Source organism: Kineosphaera limosa NBRC 100340 (genome assembly GCF_000298215.1).
Classification (GTDB): Bacteria; Actinomycetota; Actinomycetes; order Actinomycetales; family Dermatophilaceae; genus Kineosphaera; species Kineosphaera limosa.
Genome location: NZ_BAHD01000010.1, coordinates 22,381 through 44,729, shown reverse-complemented (window position 1 = coordinate 44,729; position 22,349 = coordinate 22,381). Strand labels below are relative to the sequence as shown.

At 70.4% G+C, this 22,349-nt stretch carries 21 protein-coding genes; 8 read left to right on the top strand and 13 right to left on the bottom strand.

Features of this window, described 5'->3' with window-relative positions; genetic code table 11:
- Positions 1 to 61 precede the first annotated feature (61 nt).
- Genes KILIM_RS03500 through KILIM_RS03485 form a run of 4 tightly spaced genes read right to left on the bottom strand, consistent with a single transcriptional unit; the run spans position 62 to position 2,836 of the window.
- A complete protein-coding gene (locus tag KILIM_RS03500) occupies positions 62 to 910 on the bottom strand; it encodes an energy-coupling factor ABC transporter ATP-binding protein (protein ID WP_006591242.1) in 849 nt (282 codons plus the stop codon).
- Positions 907 to 1,695: a cobalt ECF transporter T component CbiQ gene (gene cbiQ / locus KILIM_RS03495; RefSeq protein ID WP_006591241.1), complete on the bottom strand. Its 789-nt coding sequence runs from the start codon at positions 1,693 to 1,695 to the stop codon at positions 907 to 909. Before cbiQ ends, KILIM_RS03500 begins: the two co-directional genes overlap by 4 nt.
- A complete protein-coding gene (locus tag KILIM_RS03490; protein ID WP_006591240.1) occupies positions 1,692 to 2,042 on the bottom strand; it encodes an energy-coupling factor ABC transporter substrate-binding protein in 351 nt (116 codons plus the stop codon). Before KILIM_RS03490 ends, cbiQ begins: the two co-directional genes overlap by 4 nt.
- Positions 2,039 to 2,836, bottom strand: coding sequence for an energy-coupling factor ABC transporter permease (locus tag KILIM_RS03485; protein ID WP_006591239.1), 798 nt, complete (start codon positions 2,834 to 2,836; stop codon positions 2,039 to 2,041). Before KILIM_RS03485 ends, KILIM_RS03490 begins: the two co-directional genes overlap by 4 nt.
- Positions 2,837 to 3,049: 213 nt before the next feature.
- Between KILIM_RS03485 and KILIM_RS03480 the strand changes: the two genes are divergently transcribed.
- The gene (locus tag KILIM_RS03480; protein ID WP_006591238.1) at positions 3,050 to 4,297 is read left to right on the top strand and encodes an ATP-grasp domain-containing protein; all 1,248 of its coding nucleotides are present in this window, start codon (positions 3,050 to 3,052) and stop codon (positions 4,295 to 4,297) included.
- The gene (locus KILIM_RS03475; RefSeq protein ID WP_006591237.1) at positions 4,297 to 5,082 is read left to right on the top strand and encodes a transporter substrate-binding domain-containing protein; all 786 of its coding nucleotides are present in this window, start codon (positions 4,297 to 4,299) and stop codon (positions 5,080 to 5,082) included. Before KILIM_RS03480 ends, KILIM_RS03475 begins: the two co-directional genes overlap by 1 nt.
- 94 nt (positions 5,083 to 5,176) lie before the next feature.
- On the opposite strand, the gene KILIM_RS03470 is transcribed toward KILIM_RS03475, so the two are convergent.
- Positions 5,177 to 6,706: an amino acid permease gene (locus tag KILIM_RS03470; RefSeq protein ID WP_006591236.1), complete on the bottom strand. Its 1,530-nt coding sequence runs from the start codon at positions 6,704 to 6,706 to the stop codon at positions 5,177 to 5,179.
- Positions 6,707 to 6,929: 223 nt separating this feature from the next.
- Between KILIM_RS03470 and KILIM_RS03465 the strand changes: the two genes are divergently transcribed.
- A complete protein-coding gene (locus KILIM_RS03465; RefSeq protein ID WP_006591235.1) occupies positions 6,930 to 8,852 on the top strand; it encodes an alpha-amylase family protein in 1,923 nt (640 codons plus the stop codon).
- A gap of 102 nt (positions 8,853 to 8,954) precedes the next feature.
- Here the strand turns inward: KILIM_RS03465 and KILIM_RS03460 are convergent, their stop codons facing one another.
- From KILIM_RS03460 to ispG, 6 genes are all read right to left on the bottom strand, one after another.
- Positions 8,955 to 9,755: a TSUP family transporter gene (locus tag KILIM_RS03460; protein ID WP_040562092.1), complete on the bottom strand. Its 801-nt coding sequence runs from the start codon at positions 9,753 to 9,755 to the stop codon at positions 8,955 to 8,957.
- Between the two features lie 32 nt (positions 9,756 to 9,787).
- Positions 9,788 to 11,632, bottom strand: a complete 1,845-nt coding sequence (locus KILIM_RS03455) for a proline--tRNA ligase (protein WP_217997043.1) — start codon at positions 11,630 to 11,632, stop codon at positions 9,788 to 9,790.
- Positions 11,633 to 11,731: 99 nt separating this feature from the next.
- A complete protein-coding gene (locus KILIM_RS03450; RefSeq protein ID WP_006591232.1) occupies positions 11,732 to 12,580 on the bottom strand; it encodes a GNAT family N-acetyltransferase in 849 nt (282 codons plus the stop codon).
- A gap of 48 nt (positions 12,581 to 12,628) precedes the next feature.
- Positions 12,629 to 12,883: a hypothetical protein gene (locus tag KILIM_RS03445; RefSeq protein WP_157551424.1), complete on the bottom strand. Its 255-nt coding sequence runs from the start codon at positions 12,881 to 12,883 to the stop codon at positions 12,629 to 12,631.
- Positions 12,884 to 12,930: 47 nt separating this feature from the next.
- Complete coding sequence (locus KILIM_RS03440; protein ID WP_006591230.1) at positions 12,931 to 13,293, bottom strand: hypothetical protein; 363 nt, start codon at positions 13,291 to 13,293, stop codon at positions 12,931 to 12,933.
- A gap of 5 nt (positions 13,294 to 13,298) precedes the next feature.
- Positions 13,299 to 14,468 (bottom strand): flavodoxin-dependent (E)-4-hydroxy-3-methylbut-2-enyl-diphosphate synthase, encoded by a 1,170-nt coding sequence (ispG, locus tag KILIM_RS03435; RefSeq protein ID WP_006591229.1) that lies wholly within the window; start codon positions 14,466 to 14,468, stop codon positions 13,299 to 13,301.
- Positions 14,469 to 14,686: 218 nt separating this feature from the next.
- On the opposite strand from ispG, the gene KILIM_RS03430 reads away from it, so the two are divergent.
- Entirely contained in the window at positions 14,687 to 15,667 is a 981-nt protein-coding gene (locus KILIM_RS03430) for a dioxygenase family protein (protein WP_006591228.1), read from the top strand.
- Positions 15,668 to 15,706: 39 nt separating this feature from the next.
- Here KILIM_RS03430 and KILIM_RS03425 read toward each other — a convergent pair whose 3' ends face one another.
- The gene (locus KILIM_RS03425) at positions 15,707 to 17,140 is read right to left on the bottom strand and encodes a M50 family metallopeptidase (protein ID WP_255247599.1); all 1,434 of its coding nucleotides are present in this window, start codon (positions 17,138 to 17,140) and stop codon (positions 15,707 to 15,709) included.
- Between the two features lie 176 nt (positions 17,141 to 17,316).
- Between KILIM_RS03425 and KILIM_RS03420 the strand changes: the two genes are divergently transcribed.
- Both KILIM_RS03420 and KILIM_RS03415 read left to right on the top strand, forming a co-directional pair.
- On the top strand, positions 17,317 to 17,520 hold the full coding sequence (locus KILIM_RS03420; RefSeq protein ID WP_040562070.1) for a hypothetical protein: 204 nt from the start codon (positions 17,317 to 17,319) through the stop codon (positions 17,518 to 17,520).
- The gene (locus KILIM_RS03415; protein WP_006591225.1) at positions 17,517 to 17,936 is read left to right on the top strand and encodes a type II toxin-antitoxin system death-on-curing family toxin; all 420 of its coding nucleotides are present in this window, start codon (positions 17,517 to 17,519) and stop codon (positions 17,934 to 17,936) included. Before KILIM_RS03420 ends, KILIM_RS03415 begins: the two co-directional genes overlap by 4 nt.
- Positions 17,937 to 17,957: 21 nt before the next feature.
- Here the strand turns inward: KILIM_RS03415 and dxr are convergent, their stop codons facing one another.
- Complete coding sequence (gene dxr, locus KILIM_RS03410) at positions 17,958 to 19,157, bottom strand: 1-deoxy-D-xylulose-5-phosphate reductoisomerase (protein ID WP_006591224.1); 1,200 nt, start codon at positions 19,155 to 19,157, stop codon at positions 17,958 to 17,960.
- Between the two features lie 266 nt (positions 19,158 to 19,423).
- Between dxr and KILIM_RS03405 the strand changes: the two genes are divergently transcribed.
- Together KILIM_RS03405 and KILIM_RS22010 are read left to right on the top strand one after the other, a co-directional pair.
- Complete coding sequence (locus tag KILIM_RS03405) at positions 19,424 to 19,882, top strand: (2Fe-2S)-binding protein (protein ID WP_006591223.1); 459 nt, start codon at positions 19,424 to 19,426, stop codon at positions 19,880 to 19,882.
- The gene (locus KILIM_RS22010) at positions 19,879 to 22,344 is read left to right on the top strand and encodes a xanthine dehydrogenase family protein molybdopterin-binding subunit (protein WP_006591222.1); all 2,466 of its coding nucleotides are present in this window, start codon (positions 19,879 to 19,881) and stop codon (positions 22,342 to 22,344) included. The genes KILIM_RS03405 and KILIM_RS22010 overlap by 4 nt, the downstream gene beginning before the upstream one ends.
- The last annotated feature ends 5 nt before the right edge of the window (positions 22,345 to 22,349 follow it).

Below are 22,349 nucleotides of genomic sequence, written 5' to 3'. Positions count from 1 at the left end.
CTGCCCTAACTTCTCTTGGTAGACGGCAGGCTGAATCGGCCGAACGGAATGGCTGGGTCGGTCAGGGGCGTGCTGGTTCGCCAGCGCTGCGCCCCTGGAGTCGGTGTGCGATGCCGTCGAGGTCACGCAGCGGCGGTAGGTCGGGGTCGGCGGGCAACCCGAGGCGCTGCGCCAATTCCAACACCCAGGGGCGGCGCAATCGGGCCCGGACGAGCAGGTCCGCGTCGCTCAGCACCTCCCCCGGCTCGCCCTGGTGCACGGCGCCGTCGACGACGACAGCTGCCACGTCCGCCCACGCCAGCGCCAGGTCGACGTCGTGGGTGGCGATGACGACCGTCGTGTCGTGCTCCTCGAGGCGGCGTAGGGCGTCGAGCATGTCGTCGACGCCGACGGGGTCGAGGCCGGCGGTGGGCTCGTCGAGCAGCAGCAGGCACGGGCGCATGGCTAGGGCTCCGGCGATCGCCACTCGTTTGCGCTGGCCGAACGACAGCCGGTGCACCGGCCGGTTCGCCAGGTCGGTCAGGCCCAGGAGGACGAGGGTCTGCGCGACCCGCGCGGCCACCTCCTGCGCATCGAGACCGAGGTTGGTCGGACCGAACGAGACGTCGCGCGCGACGTCAGCGGAGAACAGCTGGTCGTCGGGGTCCTGCAGCACCAGTTGCACGGCCTGCCGGTGCGCCCGCAAGCCCTTGCGGTCGTAGGTGAGCGGCTTTTCGTCGAGCAGCACCTGACCGGTGGTAGGCCGCAGGGAGCCGGAGAGGGCCCGCAGCAGCGTCGTCTTGCCCGAGCCGTTGGCGCCGAGCAGCGCCACCCGACGCCCGCCGGCCACGTCGAGGTCGGCACCGGCCAGCACCGGATGGTCGCCGTAGCCGACGTGCAGGCCGCGCGCCCGCAGACTCAGGTGACTCACGCGCCCCACCCTGGCAGACGTAATCCCGTGGTACCGGCGACCAGCAACGTCAGCGCAGCGACGGCGGCGAGCAGCAGCAGGCTGGCGGCGACGAAGCGGGCCGAGGCGTGCCGCGGCGGGTCGAGGGTGCGCAGGGCGTCGACGTAGCCGCGGCCGACCAGGCCCTCCTCCAGTCGGGCGGCCCGCTGCCACGCGCGCAGCAGCACGGACGTCAGGGCCGTCGAGGCCGACCGCATCCCGGCCCGACGGGTGGCGTAACCGAGCCGCTGCTCCTGGGCCATCCGGATCGCCCGCACCGACTCCAGCAGCGTGAATAGCATGCGGTACATCAGCGCGGCGACCTCGACGCAGGCGTCGGGCACGCGGGCCCGACGCAACGCGCTGAGCAGGTCGATCATCGGGGTCGTGGCGGCGAGCACGAGCACCGCGAGGGTGCCGGCCAGGCCGTGCCCGACGAGCGAGCCGGCGCGGGCCAGCGAGTCGGGCGCAAAACCCAGCCGTGGCCCACCGTCCCACGCCAGCGTCACCGCTACCGACAGCCCGCCGATGGCGATGAAGACCGCCGGCGCGGCCAGGCAGCGCAGCAGCAACTGCGGCGCCACCCGGGCCGGGCCGAGAAGGAGTGCCGCGGCGGCCAGGGCCACGAACACGGTCCCCGGCCAGGCCGGCAGCACGAGCGCCGCAACGACGAGCCCGAGCGCGAGCACCGCCTTGTCGCGCACCGCGCGCTCCCGCCAGGGGCTGTCCCAGGCGGCGTTGTCCAGCGCCAGTCCCGAAGCCGTCACCGACCACCCGTCTCTGCAGGTCCGCCGGAGGGCACGGGCGTAGCGGCGGGTGAACCCTCGGCCTCACGATGCCGGCGGGCGTGCAGCCGCCCGATGCAGTAGCCGAGCGCGATGCCCCCCAAACCCGCCTGCAAGGCGAACAGCCCCGACTCCAGCTCCGCGGACTCCGGTTCGAAGAGCGGGGTGAACCAGGGTTCGTGGCCGTCCCCCTCCACCATCTCGGTGGCGGTGGCGTCGGTGCCCGCGAACTCGCCGTCGCCCACCGAGCGCCCGATGACGAAGGATCCGGCGATGAGCAGGAAGAGCACGGCGACGAGGGCGACGTCGATCCAGCGGCGGCGCGTCATCGCGACTCACCTGCACCGGTGCTCGAGGTCGTGGACCCGGTGGCGTCCGCGCTACCCGATGACCCGCCCGAGGACTCCCCCGGCGAGCCACTCGGTGCGGCGCTCGGCGAGCCGGAGGCAGCGGTTGCTGTCGGTTGCGCGGTCGGCACCGGCAGCCCCAGGCGGGCCAGCTCGGGCGCAGCCACGCCGGTCAGCAGGCGCCACACGAGCACCCCCAACACGCCCTCGGCCAGCGCCAGCGGGATCTGCGTGAGCGCGAAGACGGTGAGGAACTTGGCCGCGGCGCCGGCGAACCCGGTCTCGACGTCGGGGTGGGCGAGCGCCAGCTGCAAGGAGGTGACGACGTAGGTGGAGATGTTGGCCAGGAACATCGCGCTGAAGATCGCCACCGCCGGTCGGGAGCGCAGCAGCGACCACGCGGCGAAGGCGACCCAGGGGCCGACGATGCCCATGGAGAAGACGTTGGCGCCCAGGGTCGTCAGCCCGCCATGGGCCAGCAGTAACGCCTGGAAGATCAACACGATCGTGCACAGGAACGTCATGATCGGCGGCCGGAAGAGCACCGCCCCCAGGCCGGTCCCGGTGGGGTGGCTGGAGCTGCCGGTGATCGAGGGCAGTTTGATGGCGGACAGAACGAAGGTGAACGCTCCGGCGGCACCGAGCAGCAGGCGGCTCTCGGGGTGCTCGCGGACCTGGATGACGACGCGGCGGGCGCCGTGGACGACGAACGGTGCGGCGACCGCGGTCCACGCCGCGGCATGCAGCGGGGGCAGGAACCCCTCGGCGATGTGCATGGCAACTCCTTGGGGGTTTCGCGCCCCCGACGAAGGGGTCTCCCGCGCAGCCGGGTCTGACTCGGACCCACAGGGGTCCTCACAGTGGCGCGACCGTGCCGGACTCACACCGGCTTCCGCACCCCGCGGGCGACAATGACCCCGCGAGTATGGCACAGCACACGACCCTCGGTCTGCTAGACAATGGGCACCCCAACCCCCGCGGAGGTCGCTGTGTCGAACACCCGTCATCACCTCATCGGCCTGCTGCTGGGCGCCGAGACCGACTGGCCCCAAGCGTTCGAGGCGCTGCTGGCCCGCGTCGGCCCGCTCGACATCGACGGCACCCGGCACGAGCTGACGAGCGAACGCCTGACCATCCACCCCTTCGATCTGCGCGACCCGGTGCGCAGCGAACTGGTCATCGACCGCCTCGCCCACTGGTACTACCACCCGCGCGAGTGGCTCAAGAAGGCCGCTCTGATGAACGACACTTACCTTTTGAACAGCCCGTTCACCTTCCAGTCGATGGAGAAGCACAGCGCCTACTGCGCGATGCTGCGACTAGGTTTGAAGGTGCCGCGCACGATTCTCGTGCCGTACAAGAATCCGGTCGACAATGTGCGGTGGGCGTACACGTCGGAGAACTACAACACGAGCTTCGACCTCGACCAGATCGCCAATGACCTCGGCTATCCGATGTACATGAAGCCCTTCGACGGGGGCGGTTGGCGCGGTGTCTCACGCATCAACAACCGCGACGACTTGCACACGGCCTACGACTCCTCCGGGCAGATGCTCATGCACCTGCAGGCGACGATCGACTACGAGACGTTCGCCCGGTGCCTGTCGATCGGGCCCGAGACCATGGTCATGGACTTCAAGCCGGACAAGCCGATGCACGAGCGGTACGCCGTGACGCACGGCTTCCTCAGCCCTCGGGCGGGCTACGAGTGCGCGGCGATCAGCCGCATCGTCAACGCCTTCTTCTCCTGGGAATTCAACTCGGCCGAGATGCTCGTCACCGGCAACGAGGTCTACCCGATCGACTACGCGAACGCCTGCCCCGATGTCGCGGTGACGAGCCTGCACTACTACTTCCCGTGGGCGATGACCGCCCTGGTGCGCTGGTCGACGTTCTGCGTGGTGACCGGCCGCCGCGGACAGATCGACCTGCGGACCAAGGCGTACTTCGAAATCGCCGACAATCCCGACCTGAGCTACGAAGAGAAGATCGACGCCTATCTGGCGTTGGCGGACAACCACTTCGACTCCGAGCGCTATTGGGAGTTCTGCGAGAAGCACCTGTCGCACGTGCCGGAGGTGGTGCACGAGTGGGTCACCAGCGCCGACTTCGAGCGGTTGCTGCAAGAGACCGTGCAGGCCACCTATCCGCCGCACGAGGAGGACATGTTCATGGGCCACTTCCGGGGTCTGGTCGGCCAGTGGGCCGGCGAGAACCAGCACGTCCGGGGAGCCTGATGGTCGACGAGCTGGTCGACCATCACGGCGGCGAGCACGGTGACGTACCGCAGGCGCGGGCCGAGCTCGCCGCCACCGGGGCCCTGCGCGCGCACATCAACCTGGGCAATCCGGTGCTCACCCACGGCACCCCGCAGGACCCCGGCGGGGTGAGCGTCGACATCGCGCGGGAGGCGGCTCGGCGGCTCGGGGTGCCCGTCGAGTTCACGTGCGTCGATGCAGCGCGGCACAGTTTCGACGCCCTGGTGCAGGGACGCGCCGACCTCGCGTTCCTGGCCGACGAGCCGGCCCGGGCTGCGCAGGTGGCCTTCACCCCGCCGTACGTGCTCATCGAAGGCGTCTTCGTCGTGCCCGACGACTCCCCGATCACGACGGTGCAGGAGGCGGACCGGCCGGGGGTGCGGATCGGCGTCAAGGAGGGGTCCGCCTACGACCTGTACCTGACCCGCACCCTGGCGCACGCACAGTTGGTGCGCGGCGCCGAAGGCGTCGACGTCTACCTCGACGAAGCCCTGGAGGCCGGTGCCGGGGTGCGCCAGCCAGCGACGCGGTGGGTGCAGGAGCATCCGGGGCATCGGGTGGTGCCGCAGCGCTTCCAGGAGATCGCCCAGTGCGCCGCGACGCGACCTGACCTCTCGCAGAGCACGTTGGCCTGGGTCGCGCAGTTCGTCGAAGAGTTGAAGGCGAGCGGTTTCATCGCCGACTCACTGGCCCGCGCGGGCCAGGAGGCGACGGTGGCGCCGCCGCGCTGGCCAGCTGCCGCTCAGGTGCTGACCAGCTGTTGACCGGCGGCCACTCGCCACGCGCCCACCCCACACTGTTCTGTGGGGTGGGCGCGTGGTTTTGTCAGTGCTTGGTCAGTGCTTGGTCAGTGCTTGGTCAGTGCGCGGAGTAGTCCGGTGCGGGGATGTCGTGGGCCCCGACTGCCAGGCGCGAGCGGCGCATGCCGTAGACGAAGTAGATGATGAGGCCCAGCACCATCCACGCGATGAACCGGACCCACGTCTCCAGGGGCAGCGTGAGCATGAGGTAGAACGCGACGGCGGCCGCCAGCCACGGCACGAAGGGGCTGCCTGGCACCTGGAACGAGCGCTTGAGGTCGGGGCGGTTGCGCCGCAGGATCGGCACGGCGATCGAGACCAGGGTGAACGCCGCGAGGGTGCCGATGTTCACCATCTCCTCCAGCTTGCCGACCGGGGTGAACGCGGCGATGAAGGCGACCGTGGTGCCGATGATCAGCGTCAGCTTGATCGGGGTGCCGGTGCGCGGATTGGTCGTGCCGAGCGAGGCGGGCAGCAGCCAGTCGCGGGACATCGCGAACGTGACGCGGGTGGCGCCGATGAGCAACGTCATGACGACGGTCGTCAGGCCTGCGACCGCGCCGGCGGAGATGATCGTGGCGAACTCCGGCCGGCCGACGTGTTCGAACGCGGTGGCCAGCGAGGCCTCGGTTGAGATCTCCTGGTAGGGAATCATGCCGGTGATGACCAGCGTGACCGCGCAGTACAGGATCGTGCAGATCACCAGGGAGGCGATGATGCCGATCGGCAGATCGCGCTGCGGGTTCTTGGCCTCTTCGGCGGTCGTGGCCACCACGTCGAACCCGATGTAGGCGAAGAAGACGAGCGAGGCCCCGGCCAGCACGCCTCCCACTCCGAACGCCGAGGGCGCCATGCCGAACATCGTCTCGACCAGCGGCGCCGTCCAGATGCTGCCACCGGTCGTCGACGCGGGCACGGCCGGCGGGATGAACGGCGTGTAGTTCGCGGTGTTGATGTAGCCGATGCCCGCGAAGATCACGAACAGCACGACGAACAGCTTGAGGCCCACGAGCACGAGGTTGACCCGCAGGGACTCCTTGATGCCGTAGCAGACAAGCGCTGTCAGCACCGCGACCAGCAGGAACGCCGGCAGGTCGAACGAGGATCCGTAGGCGACGGACTTCGGGATCTCGATCCCCAGGTGCCCGAGAAAGACCCCGGCGTAGGCCGACCAGCCCTGGGCCACGACGCTGGAGCCGAGCATGAGCTCCAGCAGCAGGTCCCAGCCGATGATCCACGCGACGAACTCGCCGAGGGTCGCATAGGAGAAGGTGTAGGCCGACCCCGACACCGGCACCGTCGAGGCGAACTCGGCGTAGCACAGGGCGGCCAGGCCGCAGCAGACGGCGGCGATGATGAAGCTGATGAGCACCGCTGGGCCGGCCACGGTGGCCGCCGCGCGCCCGGTGAGGGTGAAGATGCCGGCGCCGATGATGACGCCGACACCGAAGACCGTGAGGTCGAGGGCCGTGAGTCGCTTCTTCAGCGAATACTCCGACTCGGTGGTCTCGGCGAGCGATTCCTCGATCGACTTGGTGCGAAAGATCCCAGCGCGCCTCTTTGCGCTCTGGGGGTGAGCCTGAGCCATAGCGGCCCCCTCGTCTTGTCCGGTCGGAGCCGGCGCTGTCGGGCTCGGCTACCAGGCGGGTTCGCGCCGCGGCCGGGAGGTCCGCAGTCTGACAATCCGCGGCGCAACATTAGACCTTTGCGTGCGATCCGTCTCCCCTCCGACGCGCCCCTCTCAGCGGGCTCCCAGGGGGCCGAGCGGACCTGCGGCCCACGACGGTCCGCGAGTCCACGAAGATGGGGCCATGCACGCACTGCCCGAGAACGTTCGAGCCACCGCCGCGCGCGCGTGTGCGTCCCTGCCGCCGGAGACCGCCGAGATCTTCACCCTGCGCCTGGAGCGCTGGTGGCCCGATATCGTCGGCGGCCTGGCCGACCTGTACCCGGCTGAGCAGGCGCAGGCCACCGCGGTGCGGCTCGTCGAGGCGGCCGCAGCCGCCTACGTCGAACGCTCCCCCGCGCTACGGCGCCTCGACATCCGGCGCTCGCTGCGGCCCGACTGGCTGCAGGAGCCGGAGATGGTCGGGTACGCGGCGTACACCGAGCGGTTCGCCGGCGATCTGAGCGGGATCGGGGATCGGCTCGACTACCTCGACGAGCTCGGGGTGCGCTATCTACACCTCATGCCGCTGCTGACGCCGCGTGAGGGCGACAACGACGGCGGCTACGCGGTGGCCGACTACCGCAGCGTGCGCCCCGACCTCGGCACGATGGACGACCTCCGGGAGCTGACGACGACCCTACGGGGGCGCGGCGTGAGCCTGGTCATGGACCTCGTGCTCAACCACGTGGCCGCCGAACACGAATGGGCACAGCGGGCCCGCGCCGGCGAGCAGCACTACCGCGACTACTTCTACATCTACCCCGACCGGCAGCTGCCCGACGCCTACGAGCGCACGCTGCCCGAGGTCTTTCCCGACTTCGCGCCCGGCTCCTTCAGCTGGGACGACGAGCTCGACGGCTGGGTGTGGACGACGTTCAACGAGTGGCAGTGGGACGTCAACTGGGCCAACCCCAATGTGCTCGTGGAGTACGCGCAGATCGTGTTGTTCCTGGCCAACGCCGGGGTGGAGGTCTTACGCCTGGACGCAATCGCGTTCATGTGGAAGCGAATGGGCACCAACTGCCAGGGGCAACCCGAGGTGCACTCGATCACCCAGGTGCTGCGGGCGCTGGCGCGGGTCGCGTGCCCGGCGGTGGCGTTCAAGGCGGAGGCCATCGTCGCCCCGAACGAGCTGGTGCAGTATCTGGGCACCAGCCGATTCACCGGCAAGGTCAGCGACCTCGCCTACCACAACAGCCTCATGGTGCAGGTCTGGTCGATGCTGGCGACCAAGGAGGTGGGCCTTGCTGCCCACGCGCTGCGGCAACTGCCGCCGGCGCCCGCGACCTCCACGTGGATCACCTACATCCGGTGCCACGACGACATCGGCTGGGCGATCTCCGACGACGATGCCGCCTCCGTGGGGCTGCGCGGCTTCGACCACCGGTACTTCCTCTCCGACTGGTACAGCGGCGACTTCTGGGGCTCGGACGCCGACGGGCTGGTGTTTCAGGAGAATCCGCAGACCCGGGACCGGCGGATCAGCGGAACTGCCGCGAGCCTGCTCGGTATCCGGGCGGGGCAGGGCCTGGAGGAAGCAGCGTCGGGGCTGTCGGCGCTCCGGCTGGCTCACGCGATGATCCTGGGGTGGGGCGGGCTGCCGGTCATCTGGAGCGGCGACGAGTTGGCCACGCCCAACGATGCGGGCTGGGCCGCGGAGCCCGGCCACGAGGAGGACAACCGATGGGCGCACCGCCCGGCGCTGGACCCCGCTCGCGTCGCCCAGCGGCACGATGGCGCGACGGTGGCGGGCCGGGCGTTCGCGGATCTGCGTGAGCTGGTGGCGGCCCGGGCTCGACTCCCGCACCTGCACGCCAGCGTCGCCACCCGCATCGGCGACGTCGACGACCCCGGGGTGCTGGTGACCGTCCGCAACCACCCGCTGGGCACGTTCGTCGGGTTGTACAACGTCACCGGCCAGTGGCGCAGTTGGCCCTGGTGGCGCCTGCACGAGCACGGCATCCCCGATGCCGTCGAGCAGATCAGCGGCGAGCCCGTGCACCGCGGCGACGACGGCCACGTCTGGCTCCCGCCCCACGGCGTCTACTGGCTGACCCAGCGCTGAGCCGCCGGGGCCCCACGAGGCCCCGCGAGGCCCCACGAGCCTCGCTAGGCACCACGGGCACCATGCTGCACTTGCCACCTAGCGCCGGGGCGTGCCCCGCGATCAGGTCAGCAGGTCGTAGGTGAGGCGGACGATGAAGGCGCTGACGACGATGACGAAGACCGCGCGGACGAAGCCGTGGCCGCGCGCGACGGCCGTGCGGGCACCGAGGTAGCCGCCGAGCACGTTGGCGGCGCCCATCAGCAGGCCGATCTGCCAGATGACCGCGCCCTGAGGGATGAACACGACGAGGGCGGCGAGGTTCGTCGCCATGTTGGCGATCTTGGCCTTGGCGCTGGCCTCGATGAACGCGTACCCGCACAGCCCGACGAGCGCGAACACGAAGAACGAGCCGGTGCCAGGACCGAGGATGCCGTCGTAGAAGCCGACGAGGGCGCCGATGAGGATCGCCGTGCCCAGGTGCCGCCGCCCGCTGAACCGCAGGGCGGTGACCTGCCCCATCGACGGCTTGAACAGCGTGTACGCGCCGACGAGCACAAGCACCACGAGGATGATCGGGGTGAACGCGTCCTTACTGATGAACCGGGCGAAAAAGGCACCGGCGGCCGACCCGACAAAGGCGGCGATCGCCAACGGAATCGCGGTCCGCAGGTCGGGCCGCACCCTGCGTAAGTAGGTGATCGCGCTCGTCGTCGTGCCGCAGATCGACGCTAGCTTGTTCGTCGCGAGCAACTGCACCGGAGAGGCACCGGGCAGGCCCAGCACCAGCGCCGGCAGCTGCACGAGGCCGCCGCCGCCGACGACCGCGTCGACCCAGCCGGCCACCAGGCCGGCCAGGGTCAACAGCGCGATCGTGCGGCCGTCGATCCCTAGGTCGGGGAGCTCGGGCAGGGCGGCCAACATCGGCGCGAGAGCGCCGGGATCGACCAGCGCGTTCACTCCTGCCCGCGAACCTCGCGGGTCACCTCCGACACCAGGGCGTCGACGGGCACGGCGCGGCGCTCACCGCTGCGGCGGTCCTTGATCTCGACGGTGCCCTCGGCCAGTCCGCGGCCGACGACGACGATCGTGGGGACGCCCACGATCTCGGCGTCCTTGAACTTCACGCCGGGGCTCACCTTGGGCCGGTCGTCGTACAGCACGTCGAGTCCGGCGGCGGCGAGCTCGTCGGCGAAACCGGCGGCGGCCTCGAAGATCGCCTCGTCCTTGCCGGTGGCCACGAGGTGCACGTCGAACGGAGCCAGATTGCGGGGCCATACGAGCCCCGCCTCGTCGTGGTTGCTCTCGGCGACGGCCGCGACGGCGCGCGAGACACCGACTCCGTAGGAGCCCATCGTCACGGTGACGAGCTTGCCGTTCTCATCCAGCACCTTCAGGCCCAGCGCGTCGGCGTACTTGCGCCCGAGTTGGAAGATGTGGCCCATCTCGATGCCGCGGGCGGTGCGCAACTCCCCCGCGCCGTCGGGGCTGGGGTCGCCGTCCCGCACCTGCGCGGCATGGATGAGCCCGTCGGCCTCGAAGTCGCGGCCGTAGACGAGGTGGGCGACGTGTACTCCGTGCTTGTTGGCGCCGGTCACCCACTCCGAGCCGCGCGCGATCGTCGGATCGACGAGAAAGCGCAGCCGGCGCGCGTCGCCCTCGGCCAGCCCCGCGTTGGGGCCCATCGCGACCGGGCCGATGTAGCCCTTGACGAGCGCGGGGTAGGCGGCGAAGTCGGCCTCCGTGAACTCCTCCACCTCGGCGGGAGCGACCTGCGCCTCCAGGCGCTTGGGGTCGACCTGCCGATCGCCGGGCAGCCCGATAACCAGCGGCTCGCGGTGCCCGTCGGGGTAGGCAAGCATGACGACGACGTTCTTCAGGGTGTCGGCGCCGGTCCAGGCCCGCCCGTCGGAGCGGGGGTAGAGGTCGTTGAGGCAGTTGACGAGGGTCTCGATGGTGGGCGTGTCGCTGGTGTCGAGGTCGGTGGCGGGCGGGATGGCCGCGACGATGTCGGGGTCGACGTCGGGCGCCTGGGGCACCTGCACGGCTTCGACGTTGGCGGCGTAGCCGCTCTCGTCGCAGCGCACGAAGGTGTCCTCACCGACGTCGGAGATCGCCAAGAACTCCTCGGAGGCCGAGCCGCCCATCGCCCCGGAGGTCGCCTTGACGATGACGTAGTCGAAGCCGAGCCGGTCGAAGATCTTGACGTAGGCATCGCGGTGCCGCTGGTAGGCGGCCTCGAGCCCGGCATCGTCGACATCGAAGCTGTAGGAGTCCTTCATGATGAACTCGCGGCCGCGCAGCAGCCCGGCGCGGGGGCGCGCCTCGTCGCGGTACTTGATCTGGATCTGGTAGAGCGCCAGGGGCAGGTCTTTGTACGAGGAGTACAGGTCCTTGACCGTGAGCGTGAACATCTCCTCGTGCGTGGGACCGAGCAGCATGTCGTTCTCGCGGCGGTCCTTGAGGCGGAACAGGTTGTCGCCGTAGTCGGTCCACCGTCCGCTGGCCTCGTAGGGCTCGCGGGGCAGGAGGGCGGGGAAGCGCACCTCCTGGGCGCCGATCGCGTCCATCTCCTCGCGGACGATCTGCTCGACCTTGGCCAGCACCTTCAACCCCAGCGGCAGCCAGGAGTAGATGCCGGGCGCGGCGCGTCGGATGTAACCGGCCCGCACGAGCAGCTTGTGCCCGGGCAACTCCGCGTCGGCCGGATCTTCCCGCAGCGTGCGCAGGAACAGGGTGGACATGCGGGTGACCGACACGCGTGGCTCCTTCAAGGCGGTGGACGTCGACGACGCCCCCATGACGACGCAACTTCACCAGGAAGCGTATCGGCCGCCACCAAGCCTTTTGTGCACCCGGGCCGCCGGCGCCTGCAGATCGGGCGCTCGATCAGAGCCGGATCAGAGCAGGATGGTGGAGAAGGTGGCGCGCTGGGTGAACCCGACGCGAGCGTAGGTGGCGATCGCCGCCACGTTGTAGGCGTTGACGTAGAGGGTGACCAACGGGGCGATATGCGCGCGGGCGTAGGCGACGACAGCGGCCATGGCGGGGACCGACAGGCCCTCACCTCGGCGTGAGGGGGCCACCCATACGCCCTGCACCTGGCAGGTGCCCAAAGCGACGGAACCGAGTTCGGCTTTGAAGATGACCTCATCGTTCTCGACGATGCGCAGGCAGTGCCCGCGTTCGATGAGGGCGCGGGTGGAGTTGATGTAGGTCCGCCGGCTGGGGCCGTCGGAGTACGGCGCGTAGCCGATCTCTTCGGTGAACATCGCGGCTGCGGCGGGGACGATGAGCTCGAGTTCGCTCGGAGTCGCGGGTCTGACTCGGTCGTCGACGGGGGCACCCAACGGGGCGTCCTCCTCCATGACGAGCAGCGGTTGGTCGGCGCGAATGTCCATGGGCTCGCGCCACCAGACCCGCAGCTGGTTCCACAGCGCCTCGACCTGGGCGTCCATGCCGAAGACCGAGGAGAACTGGGACTGTTGGCGGCGCACCTTGGCCGCGAAGGCCGCTGCGGCGGCAGCGTCGCACTCGACCGGCACAAGGTTGGCCGACTGCCAACACAACGCCTCGATCCGCCCTTCGGGGCAGTACGCCAGCAGCGGACCGCGGGTGCGATGCAGGTCGGTCTCCGCGAGCCGAGCCGCTACGTACACGTAGGCGGCGGGGTCGCGGGCGCACAGGGCGAGGGCCTGGGCCCGCTCATGCGGACGCAGCGCTCTGACCTCCCGGGTCGTCCGCAGCATGGGCATAGTCTGCCTGGCGTTCACCTGCGCGCCCGCAGCCGGGCCCGCTCAGTCTTGCGCGTCGCCCTCGCCGCGCCGTGCCTGGGCCGGCCGCATCAGCCGCACCAGCTCGGATAGCAGGCCTTCGATACGCTCCAGCCGGTGCTCCACGCCGATCAGCCGCCGGCCCTGGTCCTCGACGCCGCGACTGACCTCGTCCAACCGGTTGCGTTCGATCAACTGGGTGCTGTGGATGTGGGTCAGCTGATACTCCGTGGAGTCGAAGTCGAAGCACTCACGGTAGCGCCGCCGCATCTCCTCCATGTCCGCCTCCGTGACCCCGTCAGCCGGGCGACTGGTCATGGCGTCACTCACCGCGAACGCAGGATGCCGACGACTTCGTGGAGCAGGCCTTCCACTGTGCCGAGCCGACCATCGAGTCCGTCCAGGCGACCATCGATACCGTCCAGGCGACCCTCCACGGCACCCAGGCGACGGTCGAGTCCGGCGATCGAGTGATCGAGACCGTCGAACCGCAGGTTCGCCGCCTTCTGCCACTTGTTCACGTCGGTGAGCAGGTCGTAAATGGCGTGGATGTCGTTGCTGTTTCGCTGCACTTGGCGCTCAAGCTCGACCATCGGGGTTGTCATGTCCTCGACGCTAGACGGCTCGGCGTCCGACCCGCCAGGCCCGTCGTCAACCTGTGGATAACCTCGGTGCTCGGCGACGACCATGTGGATCAGCCTACGGTGACGGACGGCGAGCCGGCTGCATCTTCGTCCACAGGCTCGCCCATCTCCTCGGCGATGCGCATGGCCTCTTCGATGAGGGTCTCGACGATCTGGGCCTCGGGGACGGTCTTGATGACCTCGCCCTTGACGAAGATCTGGCCCTTGCCGTTGCCGGAGGCGACACCCAGGTCGGCCTCGCGGGCCTCGCCGGGACCGTTGACGACGCAGCCCATGACGGCCACCCGCAGCGGCACGGTCATGCCCTCCAGGCCGGCGGTCACCTGGTCGGCCAGCGTGTAGACGTCGACCTGCGCGCGCCCGCACGAGGGGCAGGAGACGATCTCCAGCTTGCGGGGCTTCAAACCCAGGCCCTGCAGGATCTGGTTGCCGACCTTGACCTCCTCGACCGGAGGCGCCGACAGGGACACGCGAATCGTGTCACCGATCCCCCGCGAGAGCAGCGCGCCGAACGCGACCGAGGACTTGATCGTGCCCTGGAACGCCGGCCCGGCCTCGGTGACCCCGAGGTGCAGCGGCCAGTCGCCGCGCTCGGCGAGCATCTCGTAGGCGCGGATCATGACGACCGGGTCGTTGTGCTTGACCGAGATCTTGAAGTCGTGAAAGTCGTGCTCCTCGAACAGGCCCGCCTCCCACACGGCCGACTCCACGAGTGCCTCCGCGGTCGGCTTGCCGTACTTCTCGTAGAGGCGCTTGTCGAGGGAGCCGGCGTTGACGCCGATGCGGATGCTCACGCCGGCGTCCTTGGCCGCGCGGGCGATCTCCTTGACCTGGTCGTCGAACTTGCGGATGTTGCCGGGGTTGACCCGCACGGCCGCGCAGCCCGCGTCGATCGCCGCGAAGACGTACTTGGGCTGGAAGTGGATGTCGGCGATGACCGGAATCTGGCTCTTCTTGGCGATGGCCGGCAGCGCCTCGGCGTCGTCCTGGCTCGGGCAGGCGACCCGCACGATGTCGCACCCGGTGGCCGTCAGCTCGGCGATCTGCTGCAGGGTGGCGTTGATATCGGTGGTCGGCGTAGTGGTCATCGACTGCACCGACACCGGGGCGTCACCGCCGACCTCGACGTTGCCGACGCGAATCTTGCGGGAGATGCGCCGGGGGCTGACCTGGGTGATCGAGGGCGGCGGGGCCGAAGGCATGCCGAGCGAGACCGTCATGACCGCCAGTATCGCCCAGCGTCCTGACCGTCTGCTGGGCGAGGGTCCTGGCAGTCAGGCAATCTGCGCAGCACGATGGCGCCCGCTTGCGCAACCCATGGCCGACGCACAGGCGGCACTGAAACAGCTCCTACATCAGCGCTCCCACAATGAGTCGTCCGCACCGCAAAGAAGGCCGCACCGCAAGAGAACGGCGCACCGCAAGAGAACGGAAACCCATGACCGACAACGACACGCCAGCCTACGAAGGCCGCACGCTGCCCCGGCCGCACGAAGACCTCTACGACCAGGGGTTGGCCTTCGACCTCGTCACGATGTCGAGGCGCCGGATGCTCGGCTCCCTCGGGCTGGGGGCGGGGATGCTCGCGCTGGCCGCCTGCGGTGCGGACGGCGCCTCGGGCTCGAGCGCCACGTCGGCGCAAGCGTCCGCCGCGGCCACCACCGCCGATGGGGAGATCCCCGACGAGACCGCGGGCCCGTATCCCGGGGACGGCTCGAACGGGCCCAACGTGCTCACCGAGAGCGGCGTCGTCCGCGAGGACATCCGATCAAGCTTCGGCTCGGCCAGCGGCACAGCCGCGGGCATACCGATGACGATCACGCTGTCGATCACCGATTACTCGCAATCCCAAGCCCCCTACGCAGGTGTCGCCGTGTACGTCTGGCACTGCGACCGCGCAGGCAACTACTCGCTGTACTCCGACGGCATCACCGACCAGAACTACCTGCGCGGTGTGCAGATCGCGGGGGCCGACGGCAGCGTGACCTTCACCAGCATCTTTCCGGCGTGCTATTCGGGGCGCTGGCCGCACATCCACTTCGAGGTCTACCCCGACGAGGCCTCGATCAGCGACGCGTCTAACGCCATCGCCACCTCCCAGATCGCGCTGCCTCAGGAGACGTGTGCGGCTGTCTACGCCACAGCCGGTTACGAGCAGTCCGTCACGAACCTGAGCCAGATCACGCTGGCCACCGACAACGTGTTCGGCAACGACGATGCGGCCCTGCAGATGGCCACCGTCACCGGTGCCACGACGAACGGGTACACGGTCTCCCTCGTTGCGGCGGTCGACCCGGCCACCACCCCCACCGGCGGGGACGCCCCCGGGGCACCCGGCGGTGGCGCGCCCGGAGCCGCTACCGGCACGCCGGCCGCGGCCCGACCCACACCCACCGGCCCACGTCCGACCTCCGCGTGACCGTCGAATGACCCGTCGGAGTTGGGTGCTGCCCAATGCCTACAGCCGGATGGGTTTGACGATGTCGGCGTAGATGAGCAGCACCGACATCGAGATGAGCACGATCGCGACGCCGTACGTGAGCGGCAGGGCCTTGGCGACGTCGACGTAGCCGGGATCGGGGCGCTTGGTGACGCGCGCGAAACCGCGCTTGATCGACTCCCACAGGGCGCCGGCGACGTGCCCGCCGTCCAGCGGCAGTAGCGGGATGAGGTTGAAGACGAAGAGCGCGATGTTGAGGCTGCCGAGCAGCGACCACAGCATGACGACCCGGTCGCTGATCGGCAGAGCAGTGCCGTCCGGGCCTTGCAAGGCCATGCCGGAGGACACCTCGCCGGCTACTCGGCCGACGCCCACGACGCTCATGGGCCCCTCGGCATCCCGCGGGGCGCTGCCGAAGGCGGCCTGGCCGACCTCGTAGATGCGCTGCGGCAGCGTAAACACGATGGCCGCGGTGCGCTCGGTGACCATCCACACCATCGAGGGCACCTGGCTCAGGGAGCGGTCCATGGCGACGGGAGGAGCGCTGCCGACGCCGATGTACCCGGCGGTCGTCGTCGCGATGCTGCCGTCGGCCTCGTGCACGAACTGCCCGTCGGCGCCGAGCTGCGGCACCGTGTTGGGGATCGGGGTGACGGTCAGCGTGAGCTGCTGCCCGTCGCGTTCGACGACGAATTCCAGCGGCTGGTCGGCGTGCGGCCGGATGAGGGTGGCGACCTCGCTGGTGTCGGTGACCGGCTGGCCTCCGATGGAGACGAACGTGTCACCCGGGCGCAGTCCGGCGGCGGCCGCCGGGCTGGGCGTGTCGGCGGCGGTGCAGGGGCTGCGATCCGCGGTGCTCGCCGGGCCCTCGACGGGCCGCACGCACTGCACGACGGAGGCGACCTGGGCACCCGGTTGGGCGACGGCCACGCCGTTGAACAGCACGATGCCGCCGAGGACGAGGGTGGCGAGCAGCAGGTTCATGACCGGCCCGCCGAGCATGACGATGATCTTCTTGGGGGTGCTCAGCCGGTAGAAGGCCCGCGGGCGATCCTCCGGGGTCATCTCGGCCAGGGAGGCGTTGCGGGCGTCCTCGATCATCGCGGCCCACCGGCCGGAGCGTTGCGGCCGCGGCGACTCGTCGGTCTCCGGGCTCTCCCCCACCGTGACCGCGGAGGCGCGGGAGCGGCTGCTCGTCTCCTCCGCGGGCGGGAACATGCCGACCATCCGCACGTACCCGCCGAGCGGGATGGCCTTGATGCCGTACTCGGTCTCCCCCTTCGTGCGGGACCACAGGGTGGGGCCGAAGCCGACCATGTACTGGGTGCACTTGACGCCGAACTTCTTGGCGGGCAGCAGGTGCCCGATCTCGTGCAGCGCGATCGAGACGCCGATGCCGACGACGACGAAGAGCACGCCGAGCAGATACATCACGATGGTTTCTACCTCCACCTGTCCATCGGCAGGAGTTTCCCCTGTCGGTGTGCTGCGCTGGATTGCCGTTGGCCCGAGTTTGCGCCTGGGCCCAGTGTGCGCCCCGACCGGCGCCACGTCCTCAACGCCGCAGGGCGGTGAATCGTTCTCCGCAAGCACTGGTATCACTATGGCGAAATCTGGTATCATTGGGCATGGCTATGACTCTGCGCCTCACCGACGAGCAGGACGCCAAGTTGACCGCTCTGGCTGACCGCCAGGGGATCAGCAAGCAGCAGGCGGTGATTCGCCTCATCGACACGGCCGCGCTGCGCGACGCGCGACGGCGCGAGGTCGACACCATCATGGACGACGTTCTCGCCCGTGACGCCGAGCTGCTTGAGCGCCTGGCCCAGTGACCACTGATCCGCCGACGACCCCTGACCCGGCAACCTGGCGTTATCCCGACGTTGAGGACCTGCTGCACATCGCGGAACGCCTCGGCACCCCGGCCGTCCGCGACTTCGGCCTGATCGACTCGGCCGCCCACCGACCGGCAGCCACCGTCTTCGGGGAGGACGCCTACCCAGACCTCGCCACGAAGGCCGTGGCACTGCTGTCCTCGATCGCGCGTAATCACGCCCTCGTGGACGGCAACAAGCGACTCGCCTGGTCGGCGACGCGGGTACTCGTACGGCTCAACGGCTTCGACCTGGTGCCGCCCTCGACGGATGCGGCGTACGACCTCGTCATTGCAGCCGCCACGGGCGAAGCGGACGTCGAGACGCTCGCCCCGACGTTGAGTCAATGGCTCGTCCCGATGCCAGAGTCCTGACCACGGCACGCCTAGCACTGGTCAACGCGACGCACCGAGCACCTCGTGCGCCCGGGCGCGCGCCCACGCCTCGGCGGCCAGCACGTCTTCGACCGTGCGGACGGCGGCCCGGGAGCGTTCGTCCGCGGCCCAATCGTCGACGACCCGCTCGACCGTGTCGACGATGTCGAGAAAGCCGATGTGCCCGGAGTGGAACGCCTCGACGCACTCCTCGTTGGCGGCGTTGTAGACGGCGGGCTGGGTGCCGCCGGCGCGGCCGACGCGGTAGGCCAGCGGCACGGCGCGGAACGCCTGCTCGTCCAGAGGGAAGAACTCCCAGGTGGCGGCCTTCGTCCAGTCGCAGGCGGGCGCGGCGTCGGCGACGCGGTCGGGCCAGGCCAGGCCCATCGAAATCGGGATGAGCATCGACGGCGGCGAGGCCTGCGCCAGCGTCGATCCGTCGACGAACTCGACCATCGAGTGCACGACCGACTGCGGGTGCACGACCACCGTGATGTCGTCGAAATCGACGTCGAAGAGCAGGTGCGCCTCAATGACCTCCAGGCCCTTGTTGACCAGGGTCGCCGAGTTCGTCGTGACGACCCGGCCCATGTCCCATGTCGGGTGCGCCAGGGCCTGGGCGGGGGTGACGTCGGCCAGTTGCGCGCGGGTGCGGCCGCGAAACGGTCCCCCGCTGGCCGTGACGACGAGCCGGCGCACCTCGTCGCGGCGCCCCCCGCGTAGGCACTGGGCCAGGGCTGAGTGCTCGGAGTCGACCGGCACGATCTGGCCCGGCGCCGCGGCGGCCTTCACGAGGTCGCCACCGACGATCAGCGACTCCTTGTTGGCCAGCGCGAGGGTGCTGCCCGCCGCGAGAGCGGCCAGGGTCGGCCGCAGCCCGATCGAGCCGGTGATGCCGTTGAGCACGACATCGCACGGCAGCCCCGCGATCGCGGTCGCGGCGTCAGGCCCGGCGTGGATCGTCGGCGCGTAACCCGATCGGTCGGCCTCAGCAGCGGCGGCGGCAAGCTCGCGGTCGAGCGCCGCGGCAGCGCCCGCGTCGGCCACCCCGACGTGCGCGACGTCGAAAGCCACGGCCTGGCGGGCCAATTCGCGCGGCTGCGCCCCACCGGCCGCCAGGGCCACGACCCGGAACCGGTCGGGATTGCGCCGGGCGATGTCCAGCCCTTGCGTGCCGATGGAGCCGGTCGAGCCGAGGATGACGATGTCTCGCTGCTGCACGAGCGCCATTCTCACGCACGTGCGGCACCGCCCGGCACCCGGCTGAGTCACCGACCCAGATTTGTCGTTGTGGTGAACTAATTACGTGCCCCCGAGTGAGACACATCGCGCGAGCCGTTGACCTGCGCCGACGCGAACGGGGCTGGGCACCCCCAGAGGGGCACGTAATTAGTTCACCACAAAGACAAATTTCCCCGCCGCGGTTGGCGACGCGGCGAGGCGGACATTCGAGACGTTCAGCGCCGTCAACGGGCGAAAATGGGCTGATGGAGCTCGACGTCAACGGCGCCCGTCGTCAGATCGCACATCCCGACGAGCCGCTGCTGTGGGTGCTGCGCGACGAACTCGGCCTGAACGGTGTGCGGTACGGCTGCGGTATCGGGGTGTGCGGCTGCTGCACAGTGTTGCTGGACGCCGAGGCGGTGCGCAGCTGCCAGGTCAGCGCGGCCCAGGCGGCCGGGCGGGCGGTGACGACGCTGGAGGGGCTCGCCGACGGCGAGACGCTGCATCCGGCGCAGCAGGCCTACCTGGAGAACCCGCTGCAGTGCGGCTGGTGTCTGCCGGGGCATGTCATGACGGCGGTCGCGTTGCTGTCCCGCGACGCCGACCCGACACCCGAGCAGATCGAGGCGGAGGCGAGCCGCAACCTGTGCCGCTGCGGCGGGTACGGCGCCGTGCGGGAGAACGTGACCCGGGCCGCGAGCATCGCGCGGGAGCGATCATGAACAGCGGTCAGCCTGACGAGAGTGTCGGCGCGGGGGCGAGGGGCGACCAGGGCGAGGCCGCTCCCCCGGCGAAGCGAGAGCCGAAGCGACCGGCGAAGAAGCGCGGCATCACGCGCCGCCGACTGTTGCTCGGCGCGGCGGCGGGTGCGGGGCTGCTCGTCGTGGGCGCGCCGATCGCCCTGGACCGCGGGCGCCCGTGGCTGGCGCAGACGGTCCTGGAGCGCGGCGCTGGCGGCCCGACGATCCCCGAGCCGCTCGTCTGGTTCGAGCTGACCGAACAGGGGGTCACCCTCTACGTGCCGAAGATCGAGATGGGTCAGGGCGTGCACACGGCGCTGGCCCAGATCGCCCTCGAAGAGCTCGCGCTGGACCCCGAGCAGCTGGTCGTCCGCCAGGCCGACACGAGCCGCGGGTTCGCGGCGAACGCGCAGTTCACGTTCGGCTCCACGTCGGTGGCGACGATGTACCAGCCGCTGCGCGAGGCCGCCGCCGCGGTGCAGGCGATGCTCACGGCCGAGGCTGCCGCCCAGCTACAGACGACCCCCGATCGCCTGACCGCGGCCGGCGGCCGGTTCACGGTCCGCGGCGGCGACACGGCTCAGGGCAACGACGCGACGCGGACGTTCGGGCAAGTCGTGGCCGCGAAGGTCGGGGCGTGGCAATTGCCCGAACAAGCGCCGCCGCTGCGCCCGGCGAGCGAGTTCACGCGCATCGGCACCGCCGCGCCCCGCACCGACATGCGCGACAAACTGACCGGGGCCGCCACCTACTCCTACGACGCCCGCGTCGAGGGGATGCGGTTCGGCGCGGTCGCCCGCCCACCCAGGTTCGGCGCCGCCCTGAAAGCGGGGCGCGGCCCGCAGCGCGCGAACCTGACCGTCGTCATCGACCCGGAGGCGAACTTCGCCGGGGTCGTTGCGCCGACCCGCACCCAGGCCTGGGCCGCGGTGCGCGAGCTGGAGCTGGAGTGGGAGGGCGGCACCGACACCGACTCGGCCGCCCTCGACGCGCTGCTCGAGGCGACCTCCGGTGCGGTCGTTCGCCGGGACGGCAATGTGCGGCGCGCCTTGGAGCAGGGCACGGTCGTCGAGGCCGCCTACCGCACGCCGTTGGCCCACCACGCGCACCTGGAGCCGATTGCCGCGCTCGTGGCGATCGACGAGCCGGAGGCGGGCCAGCCGAGCCAGTCGGGCCAGTCGGGCCAGTCGGGCCAGTCGGGCCAGTCGGGCCAGTCGGGCCAGTCGGGCCAGTCGGGCCAGTCGGGCCAGTCGGGCCAGTCGGGCCAGTCGGGCCAGTCGGGCCAACCGAGCCAGACCAAGCGCCGGGTGCGCGCCTGGGTGGGCACCCAGGCTCCGGGCAACGCCGCGGATGCGCTGACCGAGCTGCTCGGCGACGACCACGCGGTGACCGTCTACCCGACGTTGCTCGGCGGGTCGTTCGGCCGCAAGGGCAGCCAGGATGCGGCAGTCGAGGCGGCGCGGCTCGCGCGAGCGGCGGGCGTGCCCGTGCATGTCGGCTGGTCGCGGACCGAGGATCTGCAGCACGGCATGTACCGCCCGCCGACGCACACGCGGCTGCGCGGGTCGGTCGACGCCAACGGGCGGATGCTCGGCGTCGAGCAGCACAGCGCCTCCGGCGACATCATCTGGGCCGTCGCGGGACTGCCGGAGTTCGTGCGCGGGACGCTGGGATTCGACCCCGGCACGCTGCTCGGGCAGTTTCTGCCCTACGCCCTCGACGGCTACCGCGTGGTCAACCAGCGCGAACAGCTCCCGGTGCCGACGGGCCCGTGGCGCGGCCTGGGGGTGCTGCCGAACGTCTTCGCGCTGGAGAGCTTCGTCGACGAGCTGGCGGCGGCCGCCGGCGTCGATCCGTTGGAGTTCCGGCTCAACAACCTGCCCGACGACGAGGCCGGCCGCCGCCTGCGAGCCGTGCTGACCAAGGCCGCGGACGAGGCCGGCTGGCGCACCGGGGCCTTCGCCGGCACGCCTCGGCGCGGCTCCGACGGGATCACGGCCGGCGCCGCCTCCCGCCCGGGCCTGGGCATCGCCTGCTGCCTGGACCACGACACGGCTGTCGCCGTGGTTGCCCAGGTCGCCGTGCGCGAGCGCCAGATCGACGTGCAGCGGGTGGTGGTCGCGGTCGATCCGGGGTTGGTCATCGACCCGGCGGGCGCCCGGCTGCAGGCCGTCGGCTCGGTGGTCATGGGCCTGAGTTCGGCGCTCGTCGAACGTCTCGACGTCGCGGGCGGCGCAGTGACCCAGACCAACTTCGACGACTACCCGATCCTGACGATGGACCGCACGCCGCCGATCGATGTCCACTTCGTCGCCAGCGACGACCAGCCCCGCGGCATGGGTGAGCCGGTGCTCGGCCCGGTGGCCGCGGCGGTCGCCAACGCCGTGTACGCCGCCAGCGGTCAGCGAGTGCGTACCCTGCCGTTACCGGCCCACCTACCCTGATGAGC